The sequence below is a fragment of the Streptomyces sp. NPDC029151 genome (genome assembly GCF_055564315.1).
Genome location: NZ_JBVHWQ010000007.1, coordinates 143618 through 166949, shown reverse-complemented (window position 1 = coordinate 166949; position 23332 = coordinate 143618). Strand labels below are relative to the sequence as shown.

Here is a 23332-nt window from a genome sequence, read left to right as displayed (position 1 = left end):
GCGTGGCTACGATGGGCCAGCCGGAGGCCACCAGGGCCGCGGCGACACCGACCGTCGGGAAGGCCATGCTGAACAAGTACGCGCGTGCATTCTTCACGCGTGTCCTCACACCGTTCGCCGCGTTTCTCATCCGCCGGGGCGTGAGCCCCGACACGGTCACACTCCTCGGCACGGCCGGTGTGGTCGCGGGCGCGCTGGTCTTCTACCCCCGGGGCGCGTTCTTCTGGGGCACGGTCGTGATCACCCTGTTCGTCTTCTCCGACCTGGTCGACGGCAACATGGCCCGCCAGCTGGGCCGCTCCAGCCGCTGGGGCGCGTTCCTGGACTCCACCCTGGACCGGGTCGCCGACGGAGCGATCTTCGGCGGGTTCGCGCTCTGGTACGCGGGCCGGGGCGACGACAACGTGCTGTGCGCGGTGTCGATCTTCTGCCTGGCCAGCGGCCAGGTGGTGTCGTACACCAAGGCGCGCGGCGAGTCGATCGGGCTCCCGGTCGCCGTCAACGGGCTCGTGGAGCGCGCCGAGCGACTGGTGATCTCGCTGGTCGCGGCCGGTTTCGCGGGTCTGCACACGTTCGGTGTGCCGGGCATCCAGTGGCTGCTTCCGATCGCGCTGTGGATCGTCGCCGTGGGCAGCCTGGTCACGCTCGTCCAGCGGGTCGTCACCGTCCGCCGCGAGTCCGCCGAGGCGGAGGCGGCGGCGCGGGCGGGCGCGAGCGAGGCGGCACAGTGAGCGCCGCCGACCGATTCACCGACGCGCTGTACGGCGCCGGCTGGAGCACCGTCAAGAAGCTGCCCGAGCCGGCCGCGGTGCGCCTCGGCCGGACCATCGCCGACCTCGCCTGGAAGCGGCGCGGCAAGGGCGTGCGGCGCCTGGAGGCCAACTACGCGCGCGTGGTGCCCGACGCCACTCCCGAGCGGCTCGCCGAGCTGTCCCGCGCGGGCATGCGCTCGTACCTGCGCTACTGGATGGAGTCCTTCCGGCTGCCGGCGTGGAGCGCCGAGCGCGTGCGGACGGGCTTCGACCCGAAGGACGTCCACCACCTGACCGACGGGCTCGCCTCCGGCCGGGGTGTGATCCTCGCGCTGCCGCACCTGGCCAACTGGGACCTGGCCGGCGCCTGGGTCACCACCGAGCTCCGGACACCGTTCACGACGGTCGCCGAGCGCCTGAAGCCGGAGACGCTCTACGACCGCTTCGTCGCCTACCGCGAGGGCCTCGGCATGGAGGTCCTGCCGCACAGCGGCGGCTCCGCCTTCGGCACCCTGGCCCGCAGGCTCCGTGACGGCGGCCTGGTCTGCCTGGTCGCCGACCGCGACCTGTCGGCCTCCGGCGTCGAGGTCGACTTCTTCGGGGAGACGGCCCGGATGCCCGCCGGCCCCGCGCTGCTCGCCCAGCACACCGGCGCGCTGCTGCTGCCCGTCACCCTCTGGTACGACGACTCGCCGGTCATGAAGGGCCGGGTGCATCCGCCGGTCGACGTCCCCGAGTCGGGCGGGCGGGCCGAGAAGACGTCCGTCATGACACAGGCCCTGGCCGACGCCTTCGCCTCCGGGATCGCCGAGCACCCGGAGGACTGGCACATGCTCCAGCGGCTCTGGCTCGCCGACCTCGACCCCGCGAAGGGACCCGCGTGAGAATCGGGATCGTCTGCCCGTACTCCTGGGACGTGCCCGGTGGCGTCCAGTTCCACATCCGCGACCTCGCCGAGTACTTCCTGCGCCTCGGCCACGAGGCCTCCGTCCTCGCCCCGGCCGACGACGACACCCCGCTGCCGCCGTACGTCGTCTCGGCCGGCCGCGCGGTCCCGGTGCCGTACAACGGCTCGGTGGCCCGCCTGAACTTCGGCTTCCTGTCGGCCGCGCGGGTGCGGCGCTGGCTGCACGAGGGCAAGTTCGACGTGGTGCACATCCACGAGCCGACGTCGCCGTCGCTGGGCCTGCTGACCTGCTGGGCGGCGTCCGGTCCGATCGTGGCCACGTTCCACACCTCCAACCCGCGTTCGCGCGCGATGATCGCCGCGTACGCGATCCTGCAGGCCGCCCTGGAGAAGATCAGCGCGCGGATCGCGGTCAGCGAGTACGCCCGGCGGACGCTGGTCGAGCACCTCGGCGGGGACGCGGTGGTCATCCCCAACGGCGTCGACGTCGACTTCTTCGCCAGGGCCGAGCCCGACCCGCGGTGGCAGGGCGACACCATCGGCTTCATCGGCCGGATCGACGAGCCCCGCAAGGGCCTGCCCGTGCTGATGCAGGCCCTGCCGAAGATCCTCGCCGCCCGGCCGCAGACCCGTCTGCTGGTCGCGGGCCGTGGCGACGAGGAGGCGGCCCTCGAGCAGCTGCCGGCGGAGCTGCGCTCGCGCGTGGAGTTCCTCGGCATGATCAGCGACGAGGACAAGGCGCGCCTCCTGCGCAGCGTCGACCTGTACGTCGCGCCCAACACGGGCGGCGAGAGCTTCGGCATCATCCTGGTCGAGGCGATGTCGGCGGGCGCCCCCGTGCTCGCCTCCGACCTGGACGCGTTCGTGCAGGTCCTCGACCAGGGTGAGGCCGGCGAGGTCTTCGCCAACGAGAACGCCGACGCGTTGGCCGAGGCGGCCGTACGGCTCCTCGCGGACCCCGCCCGCCGGGCCCTGCTCCGCGAACGCGGCAGCGCCCACGTACGGCGCTTCGACTGGTCCACCGTCGGCGCGGACATCCTGTCCGTCTACGAGACGGTCACGGCTGGCGCGGCGGCGGTCGGCGCGGACGAGCGGGCGACGGGTCTGCGGGCGCGGTTCGGGCTGGCGCGGGACTGACGGGGCCGGCGGGGGACCGACCAGGGGGCTCCGGGCGGGCTGCGGCCGGCATGCGGCAGCGGGTCTCGTCGGTCCCGGGGTGTGCGCCGATAGCTGTTTCCCCCGCATCGGGGAGCTGTTTCCCCGGCAGCGGGGAGCTGTTTCCCCGGTACCGACAGCGTGTGCCTCCCGCGGCCGCCCCCGTCGGCGCCGAGGCGCTGACCGGCGCGGGGGCGTGGGGTGGCAGCCGATAGCCTTCCGGCGTGACCGCAACCCTCATCTGGATCCTCGTCGCACTCGTCGCCATCGGCGTGTACCTCAGCTGGACGGCCGGGCGGCTGGACCGGCTGCACGTGCGGATGGACGCCGCCCGGGCCGCGCTCGACGCGCAGCTGCTGCGGCGGGCCTCCGTGGCGCAGGAACTGGCGACCTCGGGCGTGCTGGACCCGGCCGCCTCGATCGTGCTGTACGAGGCCGCGCACGCGGCCCGGCAGGCCGCGGAGGAGCACCGGGAGGTCGCCGAGAGCGAGCTGAGCCAGACGCTGAGGGCGGTCTTCGGGGACCCGGCCCAGGTGGAGGCCGTACGCGAGGCCCCGGGTGGCGAGGAGGCGGCCGGTGAGCTGGCCGAGGCGGTCCGCAGGGTGCCGATGGCCCGCCGCTTCCACAACGACGCCGTGGGCGCCGCCCGCAGGCTCCGCGAGCACCGCAAGGTCCGCTGGTTCCGGCTGGCCGGCCACGCCCCCTTCCCCCTGGCCTTCGAGATGGACGACGAGCCGCCGGCCGCGCTGACGGACCGTTCGAGGGCCTGAGCCTCGATTTCAAGCCATCCGTAAGACAGCGGAGCGAAAGCTTCCCCTGACCCCGCCATGATCATTTCCCCAGGCCACCGGCGATCCAGCCGGTGGCTGTGGTCGTCTCCAGGGGCCCCTGCGACGTGAGTGGAAAACGGATTGATCACCCCCTTCGGTCATACGTACGATTTTGCCGAGTAGCTGACCAGCTGCTTCAAGTGACTGAGGAGGGCGTTATGAACGAGAACATCGAGATCTCGAACTCCGAGCCGTACGAGCCGCCGACCGTGGTGGAGGTCGGGGAGTTCAACGAGGACACCCTGGGCTTCATCGGCTGGGGCAAGGACATCTTCGGCCACTACTCGGGCGGCTTCTGATCCTCGGTTGTCGGTTCTCGGAGAGCTGAGCGATGAGTAGCACCGGGTTCGTGGTCCTGCCTGACACGGCGGCCGCGGGCGAGGCTCGCGCGGCCGTTCCATGGCAGTCGCCGCAGGAGTTCTCGCATGCCTCGGGACGGCCGTGGCTGGTGGGCCGGTGGCCGTCCGGTGACATCACCGTGGTCACCGCGGGCCCGGTGCGCCTGGCGGTGATCGGGGTCTGCCCGGTCACCGCCTCCCGGCTCACCGAACTCGCCGCCCGGGTCCGGCAGGTGTCCGACGTGGACGCGGTGGCGGCGGCCCTGCCCGGTTCCTGCCATGTGGCGGTGTCCGTCGACGGACAGGTCCGCCTCCAGGGCAGCGTGACCGGGCTGCGCCGGGTCTTCCACGCCCGGCTGCGCCAGGTGGACGTGGCCGCCGACCGGGCCGATGTGCTCGCGGCGATGACCGGCGCCGGGATCGACGAGACGGCGCTGGCCCTCCGTGTGGCCACCGGAGGATTCCTGCCGCCCCCGCTGGCCGACCGGCCGTTGTGGTCCGGGATCTCCGCGCCGGCGCCGGACCACTGCCTGGTGTGGGAGCGGGACCGGGTGCGTGAGGCGCGATGGTGGCGGCCGCCGGCTCCGGAACTGTCCCTGGCGGAGGGTGCCGCGGCCGTCCGCAAGGCCCTCGTCGCCGCCCTGGACGAGCGCGCCCCCGACCGCGGCCGGCTCAGCTCGGACCTGTCCGGCGGCATGGACTCGACGTCGCTGTGTTTCCTCGCCGCGCGCAGCGTGCCGGACCTGGTGACCTTCCGGTGGGGTGAGGCCGAGGCGGGCAACGACGACGCCGCCTTCGCCGCCCGCGCCATCGGTCTTCTGGACCGCGCCGAGCATCTCGTCGTACCCCCCGGCGAACTCCCGCAGCTGTTCACCGACGCGGACCGCCCGGTGGACACCGAGGAGGCCTACCCCTTCGTCCGTACCGTAGCCCGCACCCGGTACACGGCGCGGTTGCTCGCCGGCACAGGCTCGCGCCGGCACCTCGCGGGACACGGCGGGGACGAGCTGTTCACGCCGTTCCCCGGATACCTGCACGGACTGCTCCGGCGCCGCCCGCTGACCGCCCTGAGGCACGTCCGGGGCCACGCCGCCCTGAAACGCTGGCCCGTGCTGCCCACCCTCGCCGCGCTGGCACGCCCCGGTGACGAGGCCGACTGGTGGCGGGCCCAGGCCGACGGGCTCACCGCCCCGCCCCCGCCCCGGCGCCGGCCCGCCTTCGGGTGGGGCGTGTGGCCGATGCGGGCACCGGCGTGGGCCACCGACGCGGCGATCGAGGCGACCCGCGAGGCCCTGCGGCACACCGCGAGCACCGTGCGGCCGCTCTCCGGCGACCTGGCCCAGCACCAGCTGCTCCTCGCGATGCGCACCAGCGCCCCCTGGTACCGGTTGCTGGCCCGTGTGTTCGCCGACGCCGGCGTGCAGCTCGACTCGCCGTTCCTCGACGACCGCGTGGTCGAGGCCGTCCTGTCGGTCCGGGTGCACGAACACGCCGGGCCTTGGCGGTACAAGCCGCTGCTGGCAGAGGCGATGCGCGGCCTCGTGCCGGAGGCCGTGCTGGGCCGCTCCACCAAGGGCGAGTTCAGCGACGAGGCCAACCGGGGACTTCGCCACAACATGGCCAGGATCCTGGAGCTGTTCGAGGACTCGGCCCTGGCCGCCCACGGACTGATCGACACCGGCGAACTGCGCGCCCGGCTGCTGGCACCGCAGGCGGACAACGCCACGAGCATCGCGTTGGAACCCCTGATCGGCTGCGAGACCTGGCTGCGTGCCGCCACCCGACCCACCCCTGTTTGGAGGTCCGACGCCCGTGCGTCTTCATCCTGATGTGATCAGCACCGCCACCGACGACGGCACGGTACTGCTCAACGAACGCACCGGCCGGTACTGGCAGTTGAACAAGACCGGAGCCCGCGTGCTCCAGGGACTGCTGGACGGGCAGGAGGCCGCCGGTATCGCCGCCGAACTCGCGGACCGGTACGGCATCGGCCGCGGGCAGGCCGAGCGCGACGTGACCGCCGTGATCGAGCGGCTGAGCGGCGCGAAGCTGGTGATCTCGTGAGCATGTCCGTCGTACTGGAGGAACGGCGCAGGCTCCCCCCTCACCGCCGTGTGGTCCCCCTGCTGGTCGTGGGTGTCGCCCGGCTGCTGGCCAAAGCCAAGCCCGCCCGGCTGCGCGCGGTCCTGGAATTCGCCCGCCGCGGTGCGGCGCCGGCGACGGTCGCCCAGGCGCTCTCGGCCCGCGAGGCGGTCGTGTCCGTCAGCCTGCGCTGTGCCGGACAGGGCTGTCTGCAACGCTCGATAGCCACAGCCCTCCTCTGCCGGGTGCGCGGAGCCTGGCCCACCTGGTGCACCGGCGTGCGCACCCACCCCTTCGCCGCCCACGCCTGGGTCGAGGCCGAGGGCCGGCTCGTCGGAGAGGGCCACCCCAAGGGCCACTTCAAGACCCTGATGTCCATCCCGCCGGTGCCCCACGACCCGCATCGCTGACCCGGCGCGGGGGAGGGAACCGCGCACGGTGGGGCGGCAACCGGGCGCGGCCCGAACCAAAAGGATCCACAGGGTTTCCATTGGCCCTTGCTGTGGCCTGGTCCATTCGCGTTTCCTCATCGGTGCAGAAACCCTCTTTCCCGTCAGTGAGGTCACCCGTGTCCACCATCGAGAACCAGGCTCCCGAGACCGGTACCGCCCGCGTGAAGCGCGGCATGGCCGAGCAGCTCAAGGGCGGCGTGATCATGGACGTCGTCACGCCGGAGCAGGCGAAGATCGCCGAGGACGCGGGCGCCGTCGCCGTCATGGCCCTGGAGCGGGTCCCGGCCGACATCCGCAAGGACGGCGGGGTGGCCCGCATGTCCGACCCGGACATGATCGAGGGCATCATCGACGCCGTCTCGATCCCGGTCATGGCCAAGTCCCGCATCGGCCACTTCGTCGAGGCCCAGGTCCTGCAGTCCCTCGGCGTCGACTACATCGACGAGTCCGAGGTGCTCACCCCGGCCGACGAGGTCAACCACTCCGACAAGTGGGCCTTCACCACCCCCTTCGTCTGTGGTGCGACCAACCTGGGCGAGGCCCTGCGCCGCATCGCCGAGGGCGCCGCGATGATCCGCTCCAAGGGCGAGGCCGGCACCGGCAACGTCGTCGAGGCCGTCCGCCACCTGCGCCAGATCAAGAACGAGATCGCCCGCCTGCGTGGCTTCGACAACCACGAGCTGTACGCCGCCGCCAAGGAGCTGCGCGCCCCGTACGAGCTGGTCAAGGAGGTCGCCGAGCTGGGCAAGCTCCCCGTCGTGCTGTTCTCCGCCGGTGGCGTGGCCACCCCGGCCGACGCCGCCCTGATGCGTCAGCTCGGTGCCGAGGGCGTCTTCGTGGGCTCCGGCATCTTCAAGTCCGGCGACCCCGCCAAGCGCGCCGCCGCCATCGTGAAGGCCACCACCTTCTACGACGACCCGAAGATCATCGCGGACGCGTCCCGCAACCTCGGCGAGGCCATGGTCGGCATCAACTGCGACACCCTCCCCGAGACCGAGCGGTACGCCAACCGCGGCTGGTGACCCACACAGGTAACGACACCCCCATGAACACTCCTGTCATAGGCGTCCTGGCCCTCCAGGGCGACGTACGGGAGCACCTCATCGCCCTGGCCGCGGCCGACGCCGTGGCCAGGCCGGTGCGGCGCCCCGAGGAACTCGCCGAGGTCGACGGTCTCGTCCTGCCCGGCGGCGAGTCCACCACCATCTCCAAGCTGGCCGTCCTGTTCGGCCTGATGGAGCCCCTCCGCGCGCGCGTGCGGGACGGCATGCCCGTCTACGGCACCTGCGCCGGCATGATCATGCTCGCCGACAAGATCCTCGACCCGCGCTCGGGCCAGGAGACCATCGGCGGCATCGACATGATCGTGCGCCGCAACGCCTTCGGCCGGCAGAACGAGTCGTTCGAGGCCACGGTCGACGTGCGGGGCGTCCCGGGCGATCCTGTGGAGGGCGTCTTCATCCGCGCGCCCTGGGTGGAGTCCGTGGGCGCCGGGGCCGAGGTGCTCGCCGAGCACGACGGCCACATCGTCGCCGTACGCCAGGGCAACGCGCTCGCCACCTCGTTCCACCCGGAACTGACCGGCGACCACCGCGTGCACGCGCTCTTCGTCGACATGGTGCGCGCCACCCGGGCACCGGAGTCCTTGTAGGATCTCCGGGGGTCCCCCCGGCCTCTCGACCAGGGGGCGTTCGTACAGGATGGGTTACGCGAAGGAGACAGGCAGATGTCCGGCCACTCTAAATGGGCCACGACGAAGCACAAGAAGGCCGTGATCGACGCCAAGCGCGGCAAGCTCTTCGCGAAGCTGATCAAGAACATCGAGGTCGCGGCGCGCATGGGCGGTGTCGACCTCGACGGCAACCCGACGCTGTACGACGCCGTCCAGAAGGCGAAGAAGTCGTCGGTCCCGAACAAGAACATCGACTCCGCGATCAAGCGGGGCGGCGGTCTCGAAGCCGGTGGCGCCGACTACGAGACGATCATGTACGAGGGTTACGGTCCGAACGGTGTCGCGGTGCTCATCGAGTGCCTCACCGACAACCGCAACCGCGCCGCCTCCGAGGTCCGCGTCGCCATGACCCGCAACGGCGGCTCCATGGCCGACCCGGGCTCGGTGTCGTACCTGTTCAACCGCAAGGGCGTGGTGATCGTCCCCAAGGGCGAGCTGACCGAGGACGACGTGCTCGGCGCGGTCCTGGACGCCGGTGCCGAGGAAGTCAACGACCTCGGTGAGAACTTCGAGGTCCTCAGCGAGCCGACCGACCTCGTCGCCGTCCGCACCGCCCTGCAGGAGGCCGGCATCGACTACGAGTCGGCCGAGGCCAACTTCGTGCCGACCATGCAGGTCGAGCTGGACGAAGAGGGCGCCAAGAAGATCTTCAAGCTCATCGACGCGCTGGAGGACAGCGACGACGTGCAGAACGTCTTCGCCAACTTCGACGTGAGCGACGAGATCATGGAGAAGGTCGACGCGTAACGCGCACGGCTGACCGAGCGGGCCGACGGGACACACACCCCGTCGGCCCGTCGCGTTGTCAGTGGCACCCGATAGCCTGCACGAACAGGCCGTCGAAGGGAGGGACGCGTGCGCGTACTGGGGGTGGACCCCGGCCTGACGCGGTGCGGCGTCGGCGTGGTCGAGGGAGTGGCCGGCCGCCCGCTCACCATGGTCGGCGTCGGTGTCGTGCGGACCCCGGCGGACGCCGACCTCAGCCGCCGGCTGCTCGCCGTGGAGCAGGGCATCGAGCAGTGGCTGGACGAACACCGTCCCGAGTTCGTCGCCGTGGAGCGCGTCTTCAGCCAGCACAACGTGCGCACGGTCATGGGCACCGCCCAGGCCAGTGCCGTCGCCATGCTGTGCGCCGCCCGGCGCGGCATCCCCGTCGCCCTGCACACTCCCAGCGAGGTCAAGGCGGCCGTCACCGGCAGCGGCCGCGCCGACAAGGCGCAGGTCGGAGCCATGGTGACGCGGCTGCTCCGGCTCGCCGCCCCACCCAAACCGGCCGACGCCGCCGACGCCCTCGCGCTCGCCATCTGCCACATCTGGCGGGCCCCCGCCCAGAACCGACTCCAGCAGGCCGTCGCCCGGCAGGCTGTCCACGCAACGAAAGGCCGTACGGCATGATCGCCTTCGTCAGCGGCACGGTCGCCGCACTCGCCCCCGACGCGGCGGTCGTCGAGGTCGGCGGCGTCGGCATGGCCGTCCAGTGCACGCCGAACACCCTGTCCGCGCTCCGCGTCGGCCGGCCGGCCAGGCTGCACACCTCCCTCGTCGTCCGCGAGGACTCGCTCACCCTGTACGGCTTCGCGGACGACGACGAGCGCCAGGTCTTCGAGCTGCTCCAGACCGCCAGCGGCGTCGGCCCGCGCCTGGCGCAGGCGATGCTCGCCGTGCACACCCCGGACGCGCTGCGCCGCGCGGTGGCCACCGCGGACGAGAAGGCCCTCACCGCCGTCCCCGGCATCGGCAAGAAGGGCGCCCAGAAGCTGCTGCTGGAACTGAAGGACCGGCTCGGCGCGCCCGTCGGAGCCCCCGCCGTCGGCGCGCCCGTGAGCCAGGGCTGGCGCGACCAGCTGCACGCCGCCCTGATCGGCCTCGGCTACGCCACCCGCGAGGCCGACGAGGCGGTGACCGCCGTCGCGCCCCAGGCCGAACAGGCGGGCGGCGCACCCCAGGTCGGGCAGCTGCTGAAGGCCGCCCTGCAGACCCTGAACCGAGCCCGCTGACCTGCGCCACCGCTAGGAGATCTTCGTGAACTGGGACGACCCGACCGACGCCCCCGCCGCCGAGCGGCTGGTGGACTCCGTCGCCGACCGGGAGGACCAGGCCGTCGAGGCCGCTCTGCGCCCCAAGGACCTCGGCGAGTTCATCGGCCAGGAAAAGGTCCGCGAGCAGCTCGACCTCGTCCTGCGCGCCGCCCGCGCGCGCGGTGCCACCGCCGACCACGTGCTGCTCTCCGGCGCCCCCGGCCTCGGCAAGACCACGCTGTCGATGATCATCGCCGCCGAGATGGGCGCCCCCATCCGCATCACCTCGGGCCCCGCCATCCAGCACGCCGGCGACCTCGCCGCGATCCTCTCCTCCCTCCAGGAGGGCGAGGTCCTCTTCCTCGACGAGATCCACCGCATGTCCCGGCCCGCCGAGGAGATGCTGTACATGGCGATGGAGGACTTCCGCGTCGACGTCATCGTCGGCAAGGGCCCCGGCGCCACCGCGATCCCGCTGGAACTGCCGCCGTTCACCCTGGTCGGCGCCACCACGCGCGCGGGCCTGCTGCCGCCGCCGCTGCGGGACCGCTTCGGCTTCACCGCGCACATGGAGTTCTACGAACCGCACGAGCTGGAGCGGGTCGTCCACCGTTCGGCGCAGCTGCTGGACGTCGGGATCGAGCCGGACGGCGCCGCCGAGATCGCCGGGCGCTCCCGGGGCACGCCCCGCATCGCCAACCGCCTGCTGCGCCGGGTCCGCGACTACGCGCAGGTCAAGGCGGACGGACTGATCACCCGTGACATCGCGGCCGCCGCCCTCGCGGTGTACGAGGTCGACGCGCGCGGCCTCGACCGGCTCGACCGCGCGGTGCTCCAGGCCCTGCTGAAGCTGTTCGGCGGCGGACCGGTCGGCCTGTCCACCCTCGCCGTCGCGGTGGGGGAGGAACGGGAGACCGTCGAGGAGGTCGCCGAACCCTTCCTGGTCCGCGAGGGCCTGCTCGCCCGCACCCCGCGCGGCCGGGTCGCCACGCCGGCCGCATGGGCGCATCTCGGCCTCACCCCGCCGCGCTCGCAGACCGCGGGAAACGGACAACAGGACTTGTTCGGGGCGTGAGGGCGGCCCCCCGGCGAGGGCAATGGCACGGGCAGGAACCCAGGTGCCATGCTGAGCGTTGTTCCATGAGAGCGGACTCGCTTAGACTCCGCCGATGCCGCCCTTGCGGGCGGCGCCGACCACACCCCCATCCAACTGGCCGCTCACCCGCGCGGTCGCGCGAAGGAAATTCCGTCCCGTGAATGCCTATACCCTTCTCCCGTTCATCGTGCTCATCGCGGCGATGTTCCTGATGACGCGTTCGGCCAAGAAGAAGCAGCAGCAGGCCGCCCAGATGCGGAACGAGATGCAGCCCGGCTCCGGTGTCCGCACGATCGGGGGTATGTACGCGACGGTCAAGGAGGTCAACGAGGACACGGTCCTCCTCGACGCCGGACCGGGCGTCGAGCTCCTCTTCGCCAAGAACGCCATCGGCGCCGTCCTCACCGACGACGAGTACAACCGCATCGTCCACGGCATCGAGCACGACCTGAAGTCCGACGGCGACCTCGTCCCCGACGACGCCTCCTCCCTCACCGAGACCGACGAGACCGACGGATCCGCCGCCGCTGCCGCCGCCTCCGACGACAAGATCGACCTCGGTAAGAAGGACGCCGCCGAGCGCGGCGAGGACGCGATCCGGGCCGCCGAGGACAAGGCCGACGCCGCCGAGGCGAAGGCGCAGGACGAGCCGAAGAAGACCGACGGCGACTCCGACGCGAAGTAGTGACGCCCCGGGAGGCGCGGCGGCGGCATGATGGCGCCCCGCGTATCCCGGGCGCGTTCGTTTCCCGCACGGGAGCCCGATTCCATGTCATGGCCGACCGCGCCGACCGGGCGCGGGGCGGCCCGAGAGGGAGTACGAGAAGGTGGCAGCACCTAAGAGGGGCCGAAGCGCGAGCGCCCAGAGCAAGCCAGGGCGCTCGCTGGCCCTCATCCTGATCGCCATCGTGGCGCTCACCGGAGGGATGTTCCTCTCCGGGCACACGACCCCGCGTCTCGGCATCGACCTCGCCGGCGGCACGAGCATCACGCTGAAGGCGAAGGCCGACCAGGGGTCCGCGATCAACAAGGCCAACATGGACACCGCGGTCGACATCATGAACCGCCGTGTCAATGGCCTGGGCGTCTCCGAGGCGGAGGTGCAGACCCAGGGGAACGACAACATCATCGTCAACATCCCCAAGGGCACCAACTCCAAGGAGGCCCAGCAGCAGGTCGGCACCACCGCGAAGCTGTACTTCCGGCCGGTCCTGGCCGCCGAGCCCAGCGGGCCGGCCGCACAGAGCCCCTCGCCGAGCGCCTCCTCCGGCGGCAGCTCCTCGCCGAAGCCGAGCGGCAGCCCCTCCTCGACCGCCTCCTCCGGCCAGAAGGCGACCTCGCCCGGCTCCGCGTCCCCCACGGCCACGGCCACCTCCCAGGGCCGCGCCGTCACCGACGCGCTGAAGGCCGGCTCCACCCCCTCGCCGTCCGCCTCCGGCAGCGGCAAGCCGTCGTCCACCCCGTCGGCCTCGCCCTCCGGCGGCTCCACCGGGAACTCCAAGCTCCAGGCCCAGTACGCGGCCCTGGACTGCACCAAGACCACCGACCGCGCCAAGGCCGGCAAGAACGCCAAGCCCGGTGACACCACCGTGGCCTGCGGCGAGAACAAGGGCGCCTGGTTCAAGTACCTGCTCGGCCCGGCCGCCGTGGACGGCACCGAGGTGAAGAAGGCCCAGGCCGTCTTCAACACCACGAGCGCCGCCGGCTGGCAGGTCCAGATGACCTTCACCGGCAGCGGCGCCAAGAAGTTCGCGGACATCACCGGCGAGCTGGCGCAGAAGCCGGACCCGCAGAACCAGTTCGGCATCGTCCTCGACGGCGACGTCGTCTCCAGCCCGGTCGTGCACGAGGCCATCACCGGCGGCCAGGCGGAGATCTCCGGCAGCTTCAAGCAGGAGGAGGCCCAGAGCCTCGCCAACATGCTGTCGTACGGCGCCCTGCCGCTGTCCTTCCAGGAGCAGTCCGTCACCACCGTGACGGCCGCGCTCGGTGGCGAGCAGCTGCACGCGGGTCTGCTGGCCGGCGCGATCGGCCTCGCCCTCGTCGTGATCTACCTGGTGGTCTACTACCGCGGCCTGTCCATCGTGGCCATGGCGTCCCTGCTGGTCTCCGCCATGCTCACCTACCTGATCATGACGCTGCTCGGTCCGGCCATCCACTTCGCGCTGAACCTGCCGGCCGTCTGCGGTGCCATCGTCGCGATCGGTATCACCGCGGACTCGTTCATCGTGTACTTCGAACGCATCCGGGACGAGATCCGCGAGGGCCGCACGCTGCGCCCCGCCGTGGAGCGGGCCTGGCCGCGCGCCCGGCGCACCATCCTGGTCTCCGACTTCGTGTCGTTCCTCGCCGCCGCGGTGCTGTTCATCGTGACCGTCGGCAAGGTCCAGGGCTTCGCGTTCACGCTCGGCCTGACCACCCTGCTCGACGTCGTCGTGGTCTTCTTCTTCACCAAGCCGCTGATGACGCTGCTGGCCCGCCGGAAGTTCTTCGCGAACGGCCACAAGTGGTCCGGGCTCGACCCCAAGAGCCTCGGTGCCAAGCCGCCGCTGCGCCGTACCCGCCGTCCCGCCGGTCCTGCCGCCGGCTCTGTCGACCCGAAGGAGGCCTGAGCGATGTCGAAACTCGGCAACCTCGGCGCTCGACTGCACCGCGGCGAGATCTCGTACGACTTCGTCGGCAAGCGCAAGATCTGGTACGGCATCTCGATCCTGATCACCATCACGGCCATCGTCGGCCTGGCGGTGCGCGGCCTGAACATGGGCATCGAGTTCCAGGGCGGCGCGGTCTTCACCACGCCGACCAAGATGAGCACCTCGGTCGCCCAGGCCGAGGAGTACGCCAACGCCGCCTCCGGCCACCAGGCGGTCGTGCAGAAGCTCGGCAACGGCAGCCTGCGCATCCAGATCGCGGGCATCGACACCGGCCAGTCCGACCGGATCAAGCAGGAACTGGCCAAGGACCTGAACCTCAACCCCGAGAAGCTCGCCGCCGACCTGGTCGGACCGAGCTGGGGCGAGCAGATCGCCAACAAGGCCTGGGAAGGCCTGGCGATCTTCATGGTCCTCGTCGTGATCTACCTGGCGATCGCGTTCGAGTGGCGCATGGCCATCGCGGCGCTGGTCGCGCTGATCCACGACATCACCATCACGACCGGTATCTACGCGCTGGTCGGCTTCGAGGTCACGCCCGGCACGGTCATCGGTCTGCTGACCATCCTCGGTTACTCGCTCTACGACACGGTCGTCGTCTTCGACAGCCTGAAGGAGCAGACGAAGGACATCACCAAGCAGACCAGGTGGACGTACAGCGACATCGCGAACCGCTCCATCAACGGCACCCTGGTCCGCTCCATCAACACCACGGTCGTCGCCCTGCTGCCGGTCGCCGGTCTGCTCTTCATCGGCGGCGGCTTCCTCGGCGCGGGCACGCTCAACGACATCTCCCTGTCGCTGTTCGTCGGCCTCGCGGCCGGTGCCTACTCGTCGATCTTCATCGCCACGCCGCTCGTCGCCGACCTCAAGGAGCGCGAGCCGGCGATGAAGGCCCTCAGCAAGCGGGTCCTGGCCAAGCGTGCCCAGACCGGTGCGGACGAGGAGGTCGCGGAGACCCGCGCCGCCGGCGACGACACCGACGAGGCCGCGCCCGCCGTGGTGGGCCCGCGCAACCAGCCCGCGTCCCGCGGCCGGGGCCGCGGCCGTCCCTCGGGGAAGCGCCGATGACCGACATCCAGGAGCTGCTGCTCAGCCGCATCCGTGACGTCGCCGACTACCCGGAGCCGGGCGTGATGTTCAAGGACATCACCCCGCTCCTGGCCGACCCGGCCGCCTTCACCGCCCTCACCGACGAGCTGGCCGGGATCGCCGAGAACACCGGCGCCACCAAGGTCGTCGGCCTGGAGGCCCGGGGCTTCATCCTCGGCGCCCCGGTCGCCGTCCGCGCGGGCGTGGGCTTCATCCCGGTCCGCAAGGCGGGCAAGCTGCCCGGAGCCACCCTGCGCCAGGCCTACGACCTGGAGTACGGCTCGGCGGAGATCGAGGTGCACGCCGAGGACCTGGCCCACGGCGACCGCGTCCTGATCGTGGACGACGTCCTGGCCACGGGCGGCACCGCCGAGGCCGCGATCCAGCTCATCCACCGCGCGGGCGCCGAGGTCGCCGGCCTCGCGGTCCTGATGGAGCTGACCTTCCTGGCCGGCCGCCCCCGCCTGGAACCGTCCTTGAACGGAGCCCCCCTGAAAGCCCTCCTCCAGGTCTGACCCACCCGCCCGAACGGCCGCCCCGCCCGGGGCGGCCGTTCGGCGTTCCGCCCCCGCGCCAGGCTCCCGGGGCCCGCGCCCCTTGGGGGGCCACCCGCACCCGCCGACGGCGAAGAGGACCGGCGCAGGCACGGCCGAGGCCGCGGTCCGAGCCCCGCCGGAATCTCCCGGCCACCCCCCGCGTTTCACGGTTTGACGGTCCTCACAGGCGCCTGCAGGCGATGACCGGGCCCAGGATCGCTACCATTGGGGTTTCCGGAGCCTGACCGGGGGACCCGGATCGCGCACGAGGAGTCCTCTTGCCAGACGAGGCCCAGCCACTGACCGCCGCCAAGCCCGAGCCCGCCTCGGCCCCCGCGGCGAAACCCGCGCCGAACGCTTCCCACGTGAAGAACGACCCCCGCGGGACGGTCGAGCACGCCCAGTCGGCGCCCGTCGAGAAGAGCGCCGAGTCCTCGCGCCCCAAGCCGTCCCCCACCCCCTCGCCCGAGCGCCCCGCCCAGCCCCCCGTGGTGCGCCAGCCGGCCACCCCGCCCACCCGCACCGGCTCCTCCAACCGCGTCCGGGCCCGCCTCGCCCGTCTCGGCGTCCAGCGCGCGAACCCGTACAACCCGGTCCTGGAGCCGCTGCTGCGGATAGTGCGCAGCAACGACCCGAAGATCGAGAACTCCACGCTCCGGCAGATCGAGCGCGCCTACCAGGTCGCCGAGCGCTGGCACCGCGGGCAGAAGCGCAAGAGCGGCGACCCGTACATCACGCACCCCCTCGCCGTCACCACGATCCTCGCCGAGCTCGGCATGGACCCGGCCACGCTGATGGCCGGCCTGCTGCACGACACCGTCGAGGACACCGAGTACGGCCTGGACCAGCTCCGCCGTGACTTCGGCGACACCGTCGCCCTCCTCGTCGACGGCGTCACCAAGCTGGACAAGGTGAAGTTCGGCGAGGCCGCGCAGGCCGAGACCGTGCGCAAGATGGTCGTGGCCATGGCCAAGGACCCGCGCGTCCTGGTCATCAAGCTCGCCGACCGCCTGCACAACATGCGCACGATGCGCTACCTGAAGCGCGAGAAGCAGGAGAAGAAGGCGCGCGAGACGCTGGAGATCTACGCTCCGCTCGCCCACCGCCTGGGCATGAACACCATCAAGTGGGAGCTGGAGGACCTCGCCTTCGCGATCCTCTACCCCAAGATGTACGACGAGATCGTACGGCTCGTCGCCGAGCGCGCGCCCAAGCGGGACGAGTACCTCGCCATAGTGACCGACGAGGTCCAGGCCGATCTCCGGGCCGCCCGGATCAAGGCGACCGTCACCGGCCGCCCGAAGCACTACTACAGCGTCTACCAGAAGATGATCGTGCGAGGCCGGGACTTCGCCGAGATCTACGACCTGGTGGGCATCCGTGTCCTCGTCGACACGGTCCGCGACTGCTACGCCGCCCTCGGCACCGTGCACGCGCGATGGAACCCGGTCCCCGGCCGGTTCAAGGACTACATCGCGATGCCCAAGTTCAACATGTACCAGTCGCTGCACACGACGGTCATCGGCCCCAACGGCAAGCCGGTCGAGCTGCAGATCCGCACCTTCGACATGCACCGCCGCGCCGAGTACGGCATCGCCGCGCACTGGAAGTACAAGCAGGAGGCCGTCGCCGGCGCCTCCAAGGTCCGTACCGACGTGCCCAAGGCCGGCAAGAAGGACGACCACCTCAACGACATGGCGTGGCTGCGCCAGCTGCTGGACTGGCAGAAGGAGACCGAGGACCCGGGCGAGTTCCTGGAGTCCCTGCGCTTCGACCTGTCCCGCAACGAGGTCTTCGTCTTCACCCCCAAGGGCGATGTCATCGCGCTGCCGGCCGGTGCCACCCCGGTGGACTTCGCCTACGCCGTCCACACGGAGGTCGGCCACCGCACGATAGGAGCGCGGGTCAACGGCCGTCTGGTCCCGCTCGAATCCACCCTGGACAACGGCGACCTGGTCGAGGTCTTCACCTCCAAGGCGGCGGGCGCCGGCCCGTCCCGCGACTGGCTCGGCTTCGTCAAGTCACCGCGGGCCCGCAACAAGATCCGCGCCTGGTTCTCCAAGGAGCGCCGGGACGAGGCGATCGAGCAGGGCAAGGACGCCATCGTGCGGGCCATGCGGAAGCAGAACCTGCCGATCCAGCGGATCCTCACCGGCGACTCGCTCGTCACGCTCGCCCACGAGATGCGCTACTCGGACATCTCCGCGCTGTACGCGGCGATCGGCGAGGGCCATGTCTCCGCGCAGAACATCGTGCAGAAGCTGGTCCAGGCCCTCGGCGGCGAGGAGGCCGCGACCGAGGAGATCGACGAGACGGTCCCGCCGTCCCGCACCCGCGGCCGCAAGCGCCGTTCCAGCGCCGACCCGGGTGTCGTGGTCAAGGGCGTCGAGGACGTGTGGGTCAAGCTGGCCCGGTGCTGTACGCCGGTGCCCGGCGACCCGATCATCGGTTTCGTCACCCGCGGCAGCGGCGTATCGGTGCACCGCAGCGACTGCGTCAACGTCGACTCGCTGTCCCGCGAGCCCGAGCGCATCCTCGACGTCGAGTGGGCGCCCACCCAGTCCTCGGTCTTCCTGGTCGCCATCCAGGTGGAGGCGCTGGACCGGTCCCGTCTCCTCTCGGACGTCACCCGGGTCCTGTCCGACCAGCACGTCAACATCCTCTCGGCGGCCGTGCAGACCTCCCGCGAGCGGGTGGCCACCTCCCGGTTCACCTTCGAGATGGGCGACCCCAAGCACCTCGGTCACGTCCTGAAGGCCGTCCGGGGCGTGGAGGGCGTGTACGACGTCTACCGTGTGACCTCGGGCCGCAGCCGGTCCTAGGGCTGCCGGCGGCGGGGGAGCGGCAGGAGCGGGCGCCGGCCGGGCCGGCCGTGTGCCGCGGTCCCGGACGGCCGGTCCGTGTGGTCGCGGACCGTCACCGGTGCCCGCGCGCCGGACGGCGCGGCACCGGCGTCGTGCGCGACGCCGAGGGTGCCCGGGTCCCGGAGCCTGCCCGAGCGCCAAGAACCGGGCCCCTGCCGTGGCGTCCCGTCCGGAGCCTGCCCGAGCGCCAAGAACCGGGCCCCTGCCGTGGCGTCCCGTCCGGACTGCTGCCGGGGTCCCGGCAACCCGGGACACCGCCCCGGGCCGGCCGGGCCGAAACGACCGGGCGGCCCGGGGCGGTACACCACCGGGCCGCCCGGACGGGACGGCGGGAGCCGCTCGGCGTCGGTCAGCCGCCGAACTCCTGCAGGCCCTTCAGAGCCTGGTCCAGAAGCGCCTTGCGGCCCTCCAGCTCCTTCTCCAGCTTGTCGGCCTTGGCGTTGTTGCCCTGGGCGCGCGCCTGCTCGATCTGCGCCTCCAGCTTGTCCACGGCGGCCTGCAGCTGGCCGGTCAGACCCGCGGCACGCGCGCGTGCCTCCGGGTTCGTCCGGCGCCACTCGGCCTCCTCGGCCTCCTGGATCGCCCGCTCGACGGCGTGCATCCGGCCCTCGACCTTCGGCCGGGCGTCCCGCGGGACGTGACCGATGGCCTCCCAGCGCTCGTTGATCGAGCGGAAGGCGGCCCGGGCGGCCTTCAGGTCGCCGATCGGCAGGAGCTTCTCGGCCTCCTCGGCCAGCTCCTCCTTCAGCTTGAGGTTCTCCGACTGCTCCGCGTCCCGCTCGGCGAACACCGAGCTGCGGGCGGCGAAGAAGACGTCCTGGGCGCCGCGGAAGCGGTTCCACAGGTCGTCCTCGTGCTCGCGCTGGGCGCGGCCCGCGGCCTTCCACTCCGCCATCAGCTCGCGGTAACGGGCGGCCGTCGGACCCCAGTCCGTCGACCCCGACAACGCCTCGGCCTCGGCGACCAGCCGCTCCTTGATGCGGCGGGCCTCCTCGCGCTGCGCGTCCAGCTGCGCGAAGTGGGCCTTGCGGCGCTTGGAGAACGCCGACCGGGCGTGCGAGAAGCGGTGCCACAGCTCGTCGTCCGACTTGCGGTCCAGCCGCGGCAGGCCCTTCCAGGTGTCCACCAGCGACCGCAGCCGCTCACCGGCCGCCCGCCACTGGTCGGACTGCGCCAGCTCCTCCGCCTCGGTGACCAGCGCCTCCTTGGCCTTGCGGGCCTCGTCGGACTGCTTGGCCCGCTGCGCCTTGCGCTCCTCGCGGCGCGCCTCGACGGTCTCCACCAGCTTGTCCAGCCGCTGCCGCAGCGCGTCCAGGTCACCGACCGCGTGGTGTGCGTCGACCTGCTCGCGCAGGTGGTCGATGGCGGCCTGGGCGTCCTTGGCCGACAGGTCGGTGGTCCGCACCCGCTTCTCGAGGAGGCCGATCTCGACAACCAGGCCCTCGTACTTGCGCTCGAAGTAGGCCAACGCCTCCTCGGGGGAGCCCGCCTGCCAGGAACCGACGACCTGCTCGCCGTCGGCTGTACGCACGTACACGGTCCCCGTCTCGTCGACGCGGCCCCACGGGTCGCTGCTCACAGCGCCTCCTCCACATGATGCCCGCGGGGGCCTCAGCGCCCCCGGGCATCGTCCACAGTTTCGTCACGGCCAACATAGGCGACCAGCGGGTTGCCTGTCCGCATCCAGCGCGACCGAAATTCGGCAGTCGGCCGTTCCCGGGCCTCCGGTGACGTCAGGATTTGGCGACCGTCGCCTTGTCGATCACAACGGTCGCGTTCGGGGCTCCGTCACCGGCTCCCGTGCTCTCGCCGGCCGCCGCGATCTTGTTCAGCACCTTCATGCCCGCCGCGTCGATCGTGCCGAACGGGGTGTAGCTGGGCGGCAGCTGGCTGTCCTTGTAGACGAGGAAGAACTGGCTGCCGCCGGTGTGCTTCTGGCCGGTGTTGGCCATCGCCACCGTGCCCGCCGGGTAGATGTTGTTCTTCAGGCTCTTGTCCTTGAGGTTCTCGTCCGGGAGCGTGTAGCCCGGACCGCCCATGCCGGTGCCCTGCGGGTCGCCGCACTGCAGGACGTAGATGCCCCGGGTGGTCAGGCGGTGGCACTTGGTGTGGTCGAAGTAGCCCTTGCCCGCGAGGAAGTCGAACGAGTTCACCGTGTGCGGGGCCGCCGACGTCTTCAGCGCGACGCCGATGTCCCCGCACGTCGTCGCGAGCTTCAGCGTGTACTTCGCCGACGTGTCGATCGACATCGCCGGCTCCTTCTTCCAGCTGAGCTTCTCCACCGAGCCGGCCGCCGGCTTCCGGCACGGGTCCGGGGCCTTGCTGGTGGGCGTCGCGCTCGGGGTGACCTGGGCGCTCGCGTTCTCCTTCTTGTCGCCGTCGTCCTTCAGCACCCCGGTCGTGTACAGGGCGACACTGCCGATGACGACCACGCCCAGTACCGACGCGATCACGGAGTTGCGCAGGCGGGCCTTGCGCCGCGCCTCGGTGCGCCGCTGCTGCTGCCGCAAGAACTTCTCCCGGGCGAGCTGACGCCGCCGCTGCTCCTGGCTGACCACCGGGTTCTCTCCTCATGGTGTCGTGTGTCGGGCGGTACGCGTGCGTCCTCGTGATCCGACCGCTGCGTGTAGCCCCGTACCGTATATGGGTTCGCTGAGGAAACGGCAGCGCCGGTAGGCTTCGACAGCAGCTGAAGCCGCCTGTAACCGACACAACGAAGGACGATCGTGCTCATTGCCGGGTTCCCCGCCGGGGCCTGGGGGACGAACTGTTATCTCGTCGCCCCCGCCGCGGGTGAGGAGTGCGTGATCATCGACCCGGGCCACCAGGCCGCCCCAGGTGTCGAGGAAGCGCTGAGGAAGCATCGGCTCAAGCCCGTCGCCGTCGTCCTCACCCACGGCCACATCGACCACGTGGCCTCGGTCGTCCCCGTCTGCGGGGCGCACGACGTGCCCGCCTGGATCCACCCCGAGGACCGGTACATGATGAGCGACCCGGAGAAGGCGCTCGGCCGGTCCATCGGCATGCCGCTGATGGGCGAGCTGACCGTGGGGGAGCCCGACGACGTCAAGGAGCTGGCCGACGGCGCGAAGCTGGAGCTGGCCGGGCTGGAACTCTCCGTCGCGCACGCACCGGGCCATACCAGGGGGTCGGTGACCTTCCGGATGCCCGAGACCGCCGACGTCCCGTCGGTGTTCTTCTCCGGGGATCTGCTGTTCGCCGGCTCCATCGGACGCACCGACATGCCGGGCGGATCCATGGAGGACATGATGCGGTCACTGGCCCGTGTGTGCCTGCCGCTCGACGACTCCACCGTGGTGCTGTCCGGCCACGGCCCCCAGACGACCATCGGCCAGGAGCGCGCCACCAACCCCTATCTGCGGCAGGTGGCGGCCGGCCAGGGAGCCGCCGAGGCTCCCCGACGAGGAATGTGACGAGAGACCTTCCGTGAGCACCTTCAAGGCCCCCAAGGGCACCTACGACCTGATCCCGCCGGATTCGGCGAAGTACCTGGCGGTCCGCGAGGCGATCGCCGCACCGCTGCGCAACTCCGGCTACGGCTACATCGAGACCCCCGGCTTCGAGAACGTCGAACTCTTCGCGCGCGGCGTCGGCGAGTCCACCGACATCGTGACCAAGGAGATGTACGCCTTCGAGACCAAGGGCGGCGACAGGCTCGCGCTGCGCCCCGAGGGCACCGCGTCCGTGCTGCGCGCGGCCCTGGAGGCCAGCCTGCACAAGTCGGGCAACCTCCCGGTCAAGCTCTGGTACTCCGGCTCCTACTACCGCTACGAGCGCCCGCAGAAGGGCCGCTACCGCCACTTCTCCCAGGTCGGTGCCGAGGCGATCGGTGCCGAGGACCCGGCGCTGGACGCCGAGCTGATCATCCTGGCCGACCAGGCGTACCGCGCGCTGGGCCTCAGGAACTTCCGGATCCTGCTGAACAGCCTCGGCGACAAGGAGTGCCGCCCGGTGTACCGGACGGCACTGCAGGAGTTCCTGCACGGCCTGGACCTGGACGAGGACACGCGCCGCCGCGTCGACATCAACCCGCTGCGGGTCCTCGACGACAAGCGCGAGTCGGTCCAGAAGCAGCTGACCGGCGCGCCGCTGCTGCGTGACTACCTGTGCGACGCGTGCAAGGCGTACCACGAGGAGGTCCGCGAGCTGATCACCGCCGCGGGCGTCTCCTTCGAGGACGACCCGAAGCTGGTGCGCGGCCTGGACTACTACACCCGCACCACCTTCGAGTTCGTGCACGAGGGTCTCGGCTCGCAGTCCGCGGTGGGCGGCGGCGGCCGGTACGACGGCCTGTCCGAGATGATCGGCGGCCCCGCGCTGCCGTCCGTCGGCTGGGCCCTGGGCGTCGACCGCACGGTCCTCGCCCTGGAGGCCGAGGGTGTGGAACTGGACATCCCGTCCACCACGTCGGTCTACGCCGTCCCGCTCGGCGAGGAGGCCCGGCGGGTGCTGTTCGCCAAGGTCACCGACCTGCGCAAGGTCGGCATCGCGGCGGACTTCGCCTACGGCGGCAAGGGCCTCAAGGGCGCGATGAAGAACGCCAACCGCTCCGGCGCCCGCTACGCGATCGTCGCCGGTGAGCGCGACCTCGCCGAGGGCGTCGTCCAGCTCAAGGACATGGAGTCCGGCGAGCAGACGTCCGTCGGCGTCAACGAGATCGTGGCGGAGCTCGAAGCCCGGCTGGGCTGAGACCAGGACGGCGGGGGGGGGGGGGGGGGGGGGGGGGGGGGGGGGGGGGGTGGGGTGGGGGGGGGGGGGGGGGGGGGGCGCTCCGTTGGTACGCGTCATTCCGTACGGAGTCCGAAC

At 71.5% G+C, this 23332-nt stretch carries 23 protein-coding genes; 21 read left to right on the top strand and 2 right to left on the bottom strand.

Translation table 11 applies throughout. From position 1 onward, the window contains the following. Window positions 1-11 precede the first annotated feature (11 nt). From pgsA to ACZ4VF_RS25545, 19 genes are all read left to right on the top strand, one after another. A complete protein-coding gene (gene pgsA / locus ACZ4VF_RS25635; RefSeq protein WP_467929170.1) occupies window positions 12-731 on the top strand; it encodes a phosphatidylinositol phosphate synthase in 720 nt (239 codons plus the stop codon). Continuing rightward, window positions 728-1636 carry a phosphatidylinositol mannoside acyltransferase gene (locus ACZ4VF_RS25630; protein ID WP_467928812.1) on the top strand — a complete coding sequence of 303 codons (909 nt, stop codon included), beginning with the start codon at window positions 728-730 and terminating at the stop codon, window positions 1634-1636. Before pgsA ends, ACZ4VF_RS25630 begins: the two co-directional genes overlap by 4 nt. Continuing rightward, window positions 1633-2796 carry a glycosyltransferase family 4 protein gene (locus ACZ4VF_RS25625; RefSeq protein WP_467928811.1) on the top strand — a complete coding sequence of 388 codons (1164 nt, stop codon included), beginning with the start codon at window positions 1633-1635 and terminating at the stop codon, window positions 2794-2796. The genes ACZ4VF_RS25630 and ACZ4VF_RS25625 overlap by 4 nt, the downstream gene beginning before the upstream one ends. A gap of 242 nt (window positions 2797-3038) precedes the next feature. Further along, the gene (locus tag ACZ4VF_RS25620) at window positions 3039-3584 is read left to right on the top strand and encodes a hypothetical protein (protein WP_467928810.1); all 546 of its coding nucleotides are present in this window, start codon (window positions 3039-3041) and stop codon (window positions 3582-3584) included. Between the two features lie 218 nt (window positions 3585-3802). Then, window positions 3803-3943, top strand: a complete 141-nt coding sequence (locus ACZ4VF_RS25615; protein ID WP_107117974.1) for a lasso RiPP family leader peptide-containing protein — start codon at window positions 3803-3805, stop codon at window positions 3941-3943. A gap of 32 nt (window positions 3944-3975) precedes the next feature. Continuing rightward, window positions 3976-5811 (top strand): lasso peptide isopeptide bond-forming cyclase, encoded by a 1836-nt coding sequence (locus ACZ4VF_RS25610; RefSeq protein ID WP_467928808.1) that lies wholly within the window; start codon window positions 3976-3978, stop codon window positions 5809-5811. 1 nt (window position 5812) lies between these two features. Further along, window positions 5813-6046, top strand: a complete 234-nt coding sequence (locus ACZ4VF_RS25605) for a lasso peptide biosynthesis PqqD family chaperone (protein ID WP_467928807.1) — start codon at window positions 5813-5815, stop codon at window positions 6044-6046. Beyond that, a complete protein-coding gene (locus ACZ4VF_RS25600) occupies window positions 6043-6474 on the top strand; it encodes a lasso peptide biosynthesis B2 protein (RefSeq protein WP_467928806.1) in 432 nt (143 codons plus the stop codon). The genes ACZ4VF_RS25605 and ACZ4VF_RS25600 overlap by 4 nt, the downstream gene beginning before the upstream one ends. A gap of 158 nt (window positions 6475-6632) precedes the next feature. After that, window positions 6633-7538, top strand: coding sequence for a pyridoxal 5'-phosphate synthase lyase subunit PdxS (pdxS, locus tag ACZ4VF_RS25595; protein WP_014671557.1), 906 nt, complete (start codon window positions 6633-6635; stop codon window positions 7536-7538). Window positions 7539-7561: 23 nt separating this feature from the next. Continuing rightward, on the top strand, window positions 7562-8167 hold the full coding sequence (pdxT, locus tag ACZ4VF_RS25590; RefSeq protein WP_467928804.1) for a pyridoxal 5'-phosphate synthase glutaminase subunit PdxT: 606 nt from the start codon (window positions 7562-7564) through the stop codon (window positions 8165-8167). 75 nt (window positions 8168-8242) lie between these two features. Further along, complete coding sequence (locus tag ACZ4VF_RS25585; RefSeq protein ID WP_467928803.1) at window positions 8243-8995, top strand: YebC/PmpR family DNA-binding transcriptional regulator; 753 nt, start codon at window positions 8243-8245, stop codon at window positions 8993-8995. 108 nt (window positions 8996-9103) lie between these two features. After that, complete coding sequence (ruvC, locus tag ACZ4VF_RS25580) at window positions 9104-9643, top strand: crossover junction endodeoxyribonuclease RuvC (RefSeq protein WP_467928802.1); 540 nt, start codon at window positions 9104-9106, stop codon at window positions 9641-9643. Next, complete coding sequence (gene ruvA, locus ACZ4VF_RS25575) at window positions 9640-10245, top strand: Holliday junction branch migration protein RuvA (protein ID WP_467928801.1); 606 nt, start codon at window positions 9640-9642, stop codon at window positions 10243-10245. The genes ruvC and ruvA overlap by 4 nt, the downstream gene beginning before the upstream one ends. Before the next feature lie 25 nt (window positions 10246-10270). Continuing rightward, window positions 10271-11341, top strand: coding sequence for a Holliday junction branch migration DNA helicase RuvB (gene ruvB / locus ACZ4VF_RS25570; RefSeq protein WP_467928799.1), 1071 nt, complete (start codon window positions 10271-10273; stop codon window positions 11339-11341). Between the two features lie 178 nt (window positions 11342-11519). After that, window positions 11520-12047 (top strand): preprotein translocase subunit YajC, encoded by a 528-nt coding sequence (yajC, locus tag ACZ4VF_RS25565; protein WP_467928798.1) that lies wholly within the window; start codon window positions 11520-11522, stop codon window positions 12045-12047. 142 nt (window positions 12048-12189) lie between these two features. Beyond that, complete coding sequence (gene secD / locus ACZ4VF_RS25560) at window positions 12190-13974, top strand: protein translocase subunit SecD (protein ID WP_467928797.1); 1785 nt, start codon at window positions 12190-12192, stop codon at window positions 13972-13974. 3 nt (window positions 13975-13977) lie between these two features. After that, complete coding sequence (gene secF / locus ACZ4VF_RS25555) at window positions 13978-15084, top strand: protein translocase subunit SecF (RefSeq protein ID WP_467928796.1); 1107 nt, start codon at window positions 13978-13980, stop codon at window positions 15082-15084. After that, the gene (locus tag ACZ4VF_RS25550) at window positions 15081-15620 is read left to right on the top strand and encodes an adenine phosphoribosyltransferase (RefSeq protein ID WP_467928794.1); all 540 of its coding nucleotides are present in this window, start codon (window positions 15081-15083) and stop codon (window positions 15618-15620) included. The genes secF and ACZ4VF_RS25550 overlap by 4 nt, the downstream gene beginning before the upstream one ends. A gap of 299 nt (window positions 15621-15919) precedes the next feature. Beyond that, the gene (locus ACZ4VF_RS25545) at window positions 15920-18463 is read left to right on the top strand and encodes a RelA/SpoT family protein (RefSeq protein ID WP_467928793.1); all 2544 of its coding nucleotides are present in this window, start codon (window positions 15920-15922) and stop codon (window positions 18461-18463) included. 391 nt (window positions 18464-18854) lie between these two features. Here the strand turns inward: ACZ4VF_RS25545 and ACZ4VF_RS25540 are convergent, their stop codons facing one another. Both ACZ4VF_RS25540 and ACZ4VF_RS25535 read right to left on the bottom strand, forming a co-directional pair. Beyond that, on the bottom strand, window positions 18855-20084 hold the full coding sequence (locus ACZ4VF_RS25540) for a DUF349 domain-containing protein (RefSeq protein WP_467928792.1): 1230 nt from the start codon (window positions 20082-20084) through the stop codon (window positions 18855-18857). Between the two features lie 154 nt (window positions 20085-20238). Further along, on the bottom strand, window positions 20239-21063 hold the full coding sequence (locus ACZ4VF_RS25535; protein WP_467928791.1) for a peptidylprolyl isomerase: 825 nt from the start codon (window positions 21061-21063) through the stop codon (window positions 20239-20241). Between the two features lie 168 nt (window positions 21064-21231). Between ACZ4VF_RS25535 and ACZ4VF_RS25530 the strand changes: the two genes are divergently transcribed. Together ACZ4VF_RS25530 and hisS are read left to right on the top strand one after the other, a co-directional pair. Continuing rightward, a complete protein-coding gene (locus tag ACZ4VF_RS25530) occupies window positions 21232-21939 on the top strand; it encodes an MBL fold metallo-hydrolase (protein ID WP_467928789.1) in 708 nt (235 codons plus the stop codon). Between the two features lie 13 nt (window positions 21940-21952). Beyond that, a complete protein-coding gene (gene hisS / locus ACZ4VF_RS25525; RefSeq protein ID WP_467928788.1) occupies window positions 21953-23215 on the top strand; it encodes a histidine--tRNA ligase in 1263 nt (420 codons plus the stop codon). The last annotated feature ends 117 nt before the right edge of the window (window positions 23216-23332 follow it).

Bases quoted from the DNA above. Each gene is read 5' to 3' on its own strand.
- pgsA (WP_467929170.1), top strand. From the start codon at position 12: ATGGGCCAGCCGGAGGCCACCAGGGCCGCGGCGACACCGACCGTCGGG.
- ACZ4VF_RS25615 (WP_107117974.1), top strand. From the start codon at position 3,803: ATGAACGAGAACATCGAGATCTCGAACTCCGAGCCGTACGAGCCGCCG.
- ACZ4VF_RS25610 (WP_467928808.1), top strand. From the start codon at position 3,976: ATGAGTAGCACCGGGTTCGTGGTCCTGCCTGACACGGCGGCCGCGGGC.
- pdxT (WP_467928804.1), top strand. From the start codon at position 7,562: ATGAACACTCCTGTCATAGGCGTCCTGGCCCTCCAGGGCGACGTACGG.
- ACZ4VF_RS25585 (WP_467928803.1), top strand. From the start codon at position 8,243: ATGTCCGGCCACTCTAAATGGGCCACGACGAAGCACAAGAAGGCCGTG.
- ruvA (WP_467928801.1), top strand. From the start codon at position 9,640: ATGATCGCCTTCGTCAGCGGCACGGTCGCCGCACTCGCCCCCGACGCG.
- secF (WP_467928796.1), top strand. From the start codon at position 13,978: ATGTCGAAACTCGGCAACCTCGGCGCTCGACTGCACCGCGGCGAGATC.
- ACZ4VF_RS25550 (WP_467928794.1), top strand. From the start codon at position 15,081: ATGACCGACATCCAGGAGCTGCTGCTCAGCCGCATCCGTGACGTCGCC.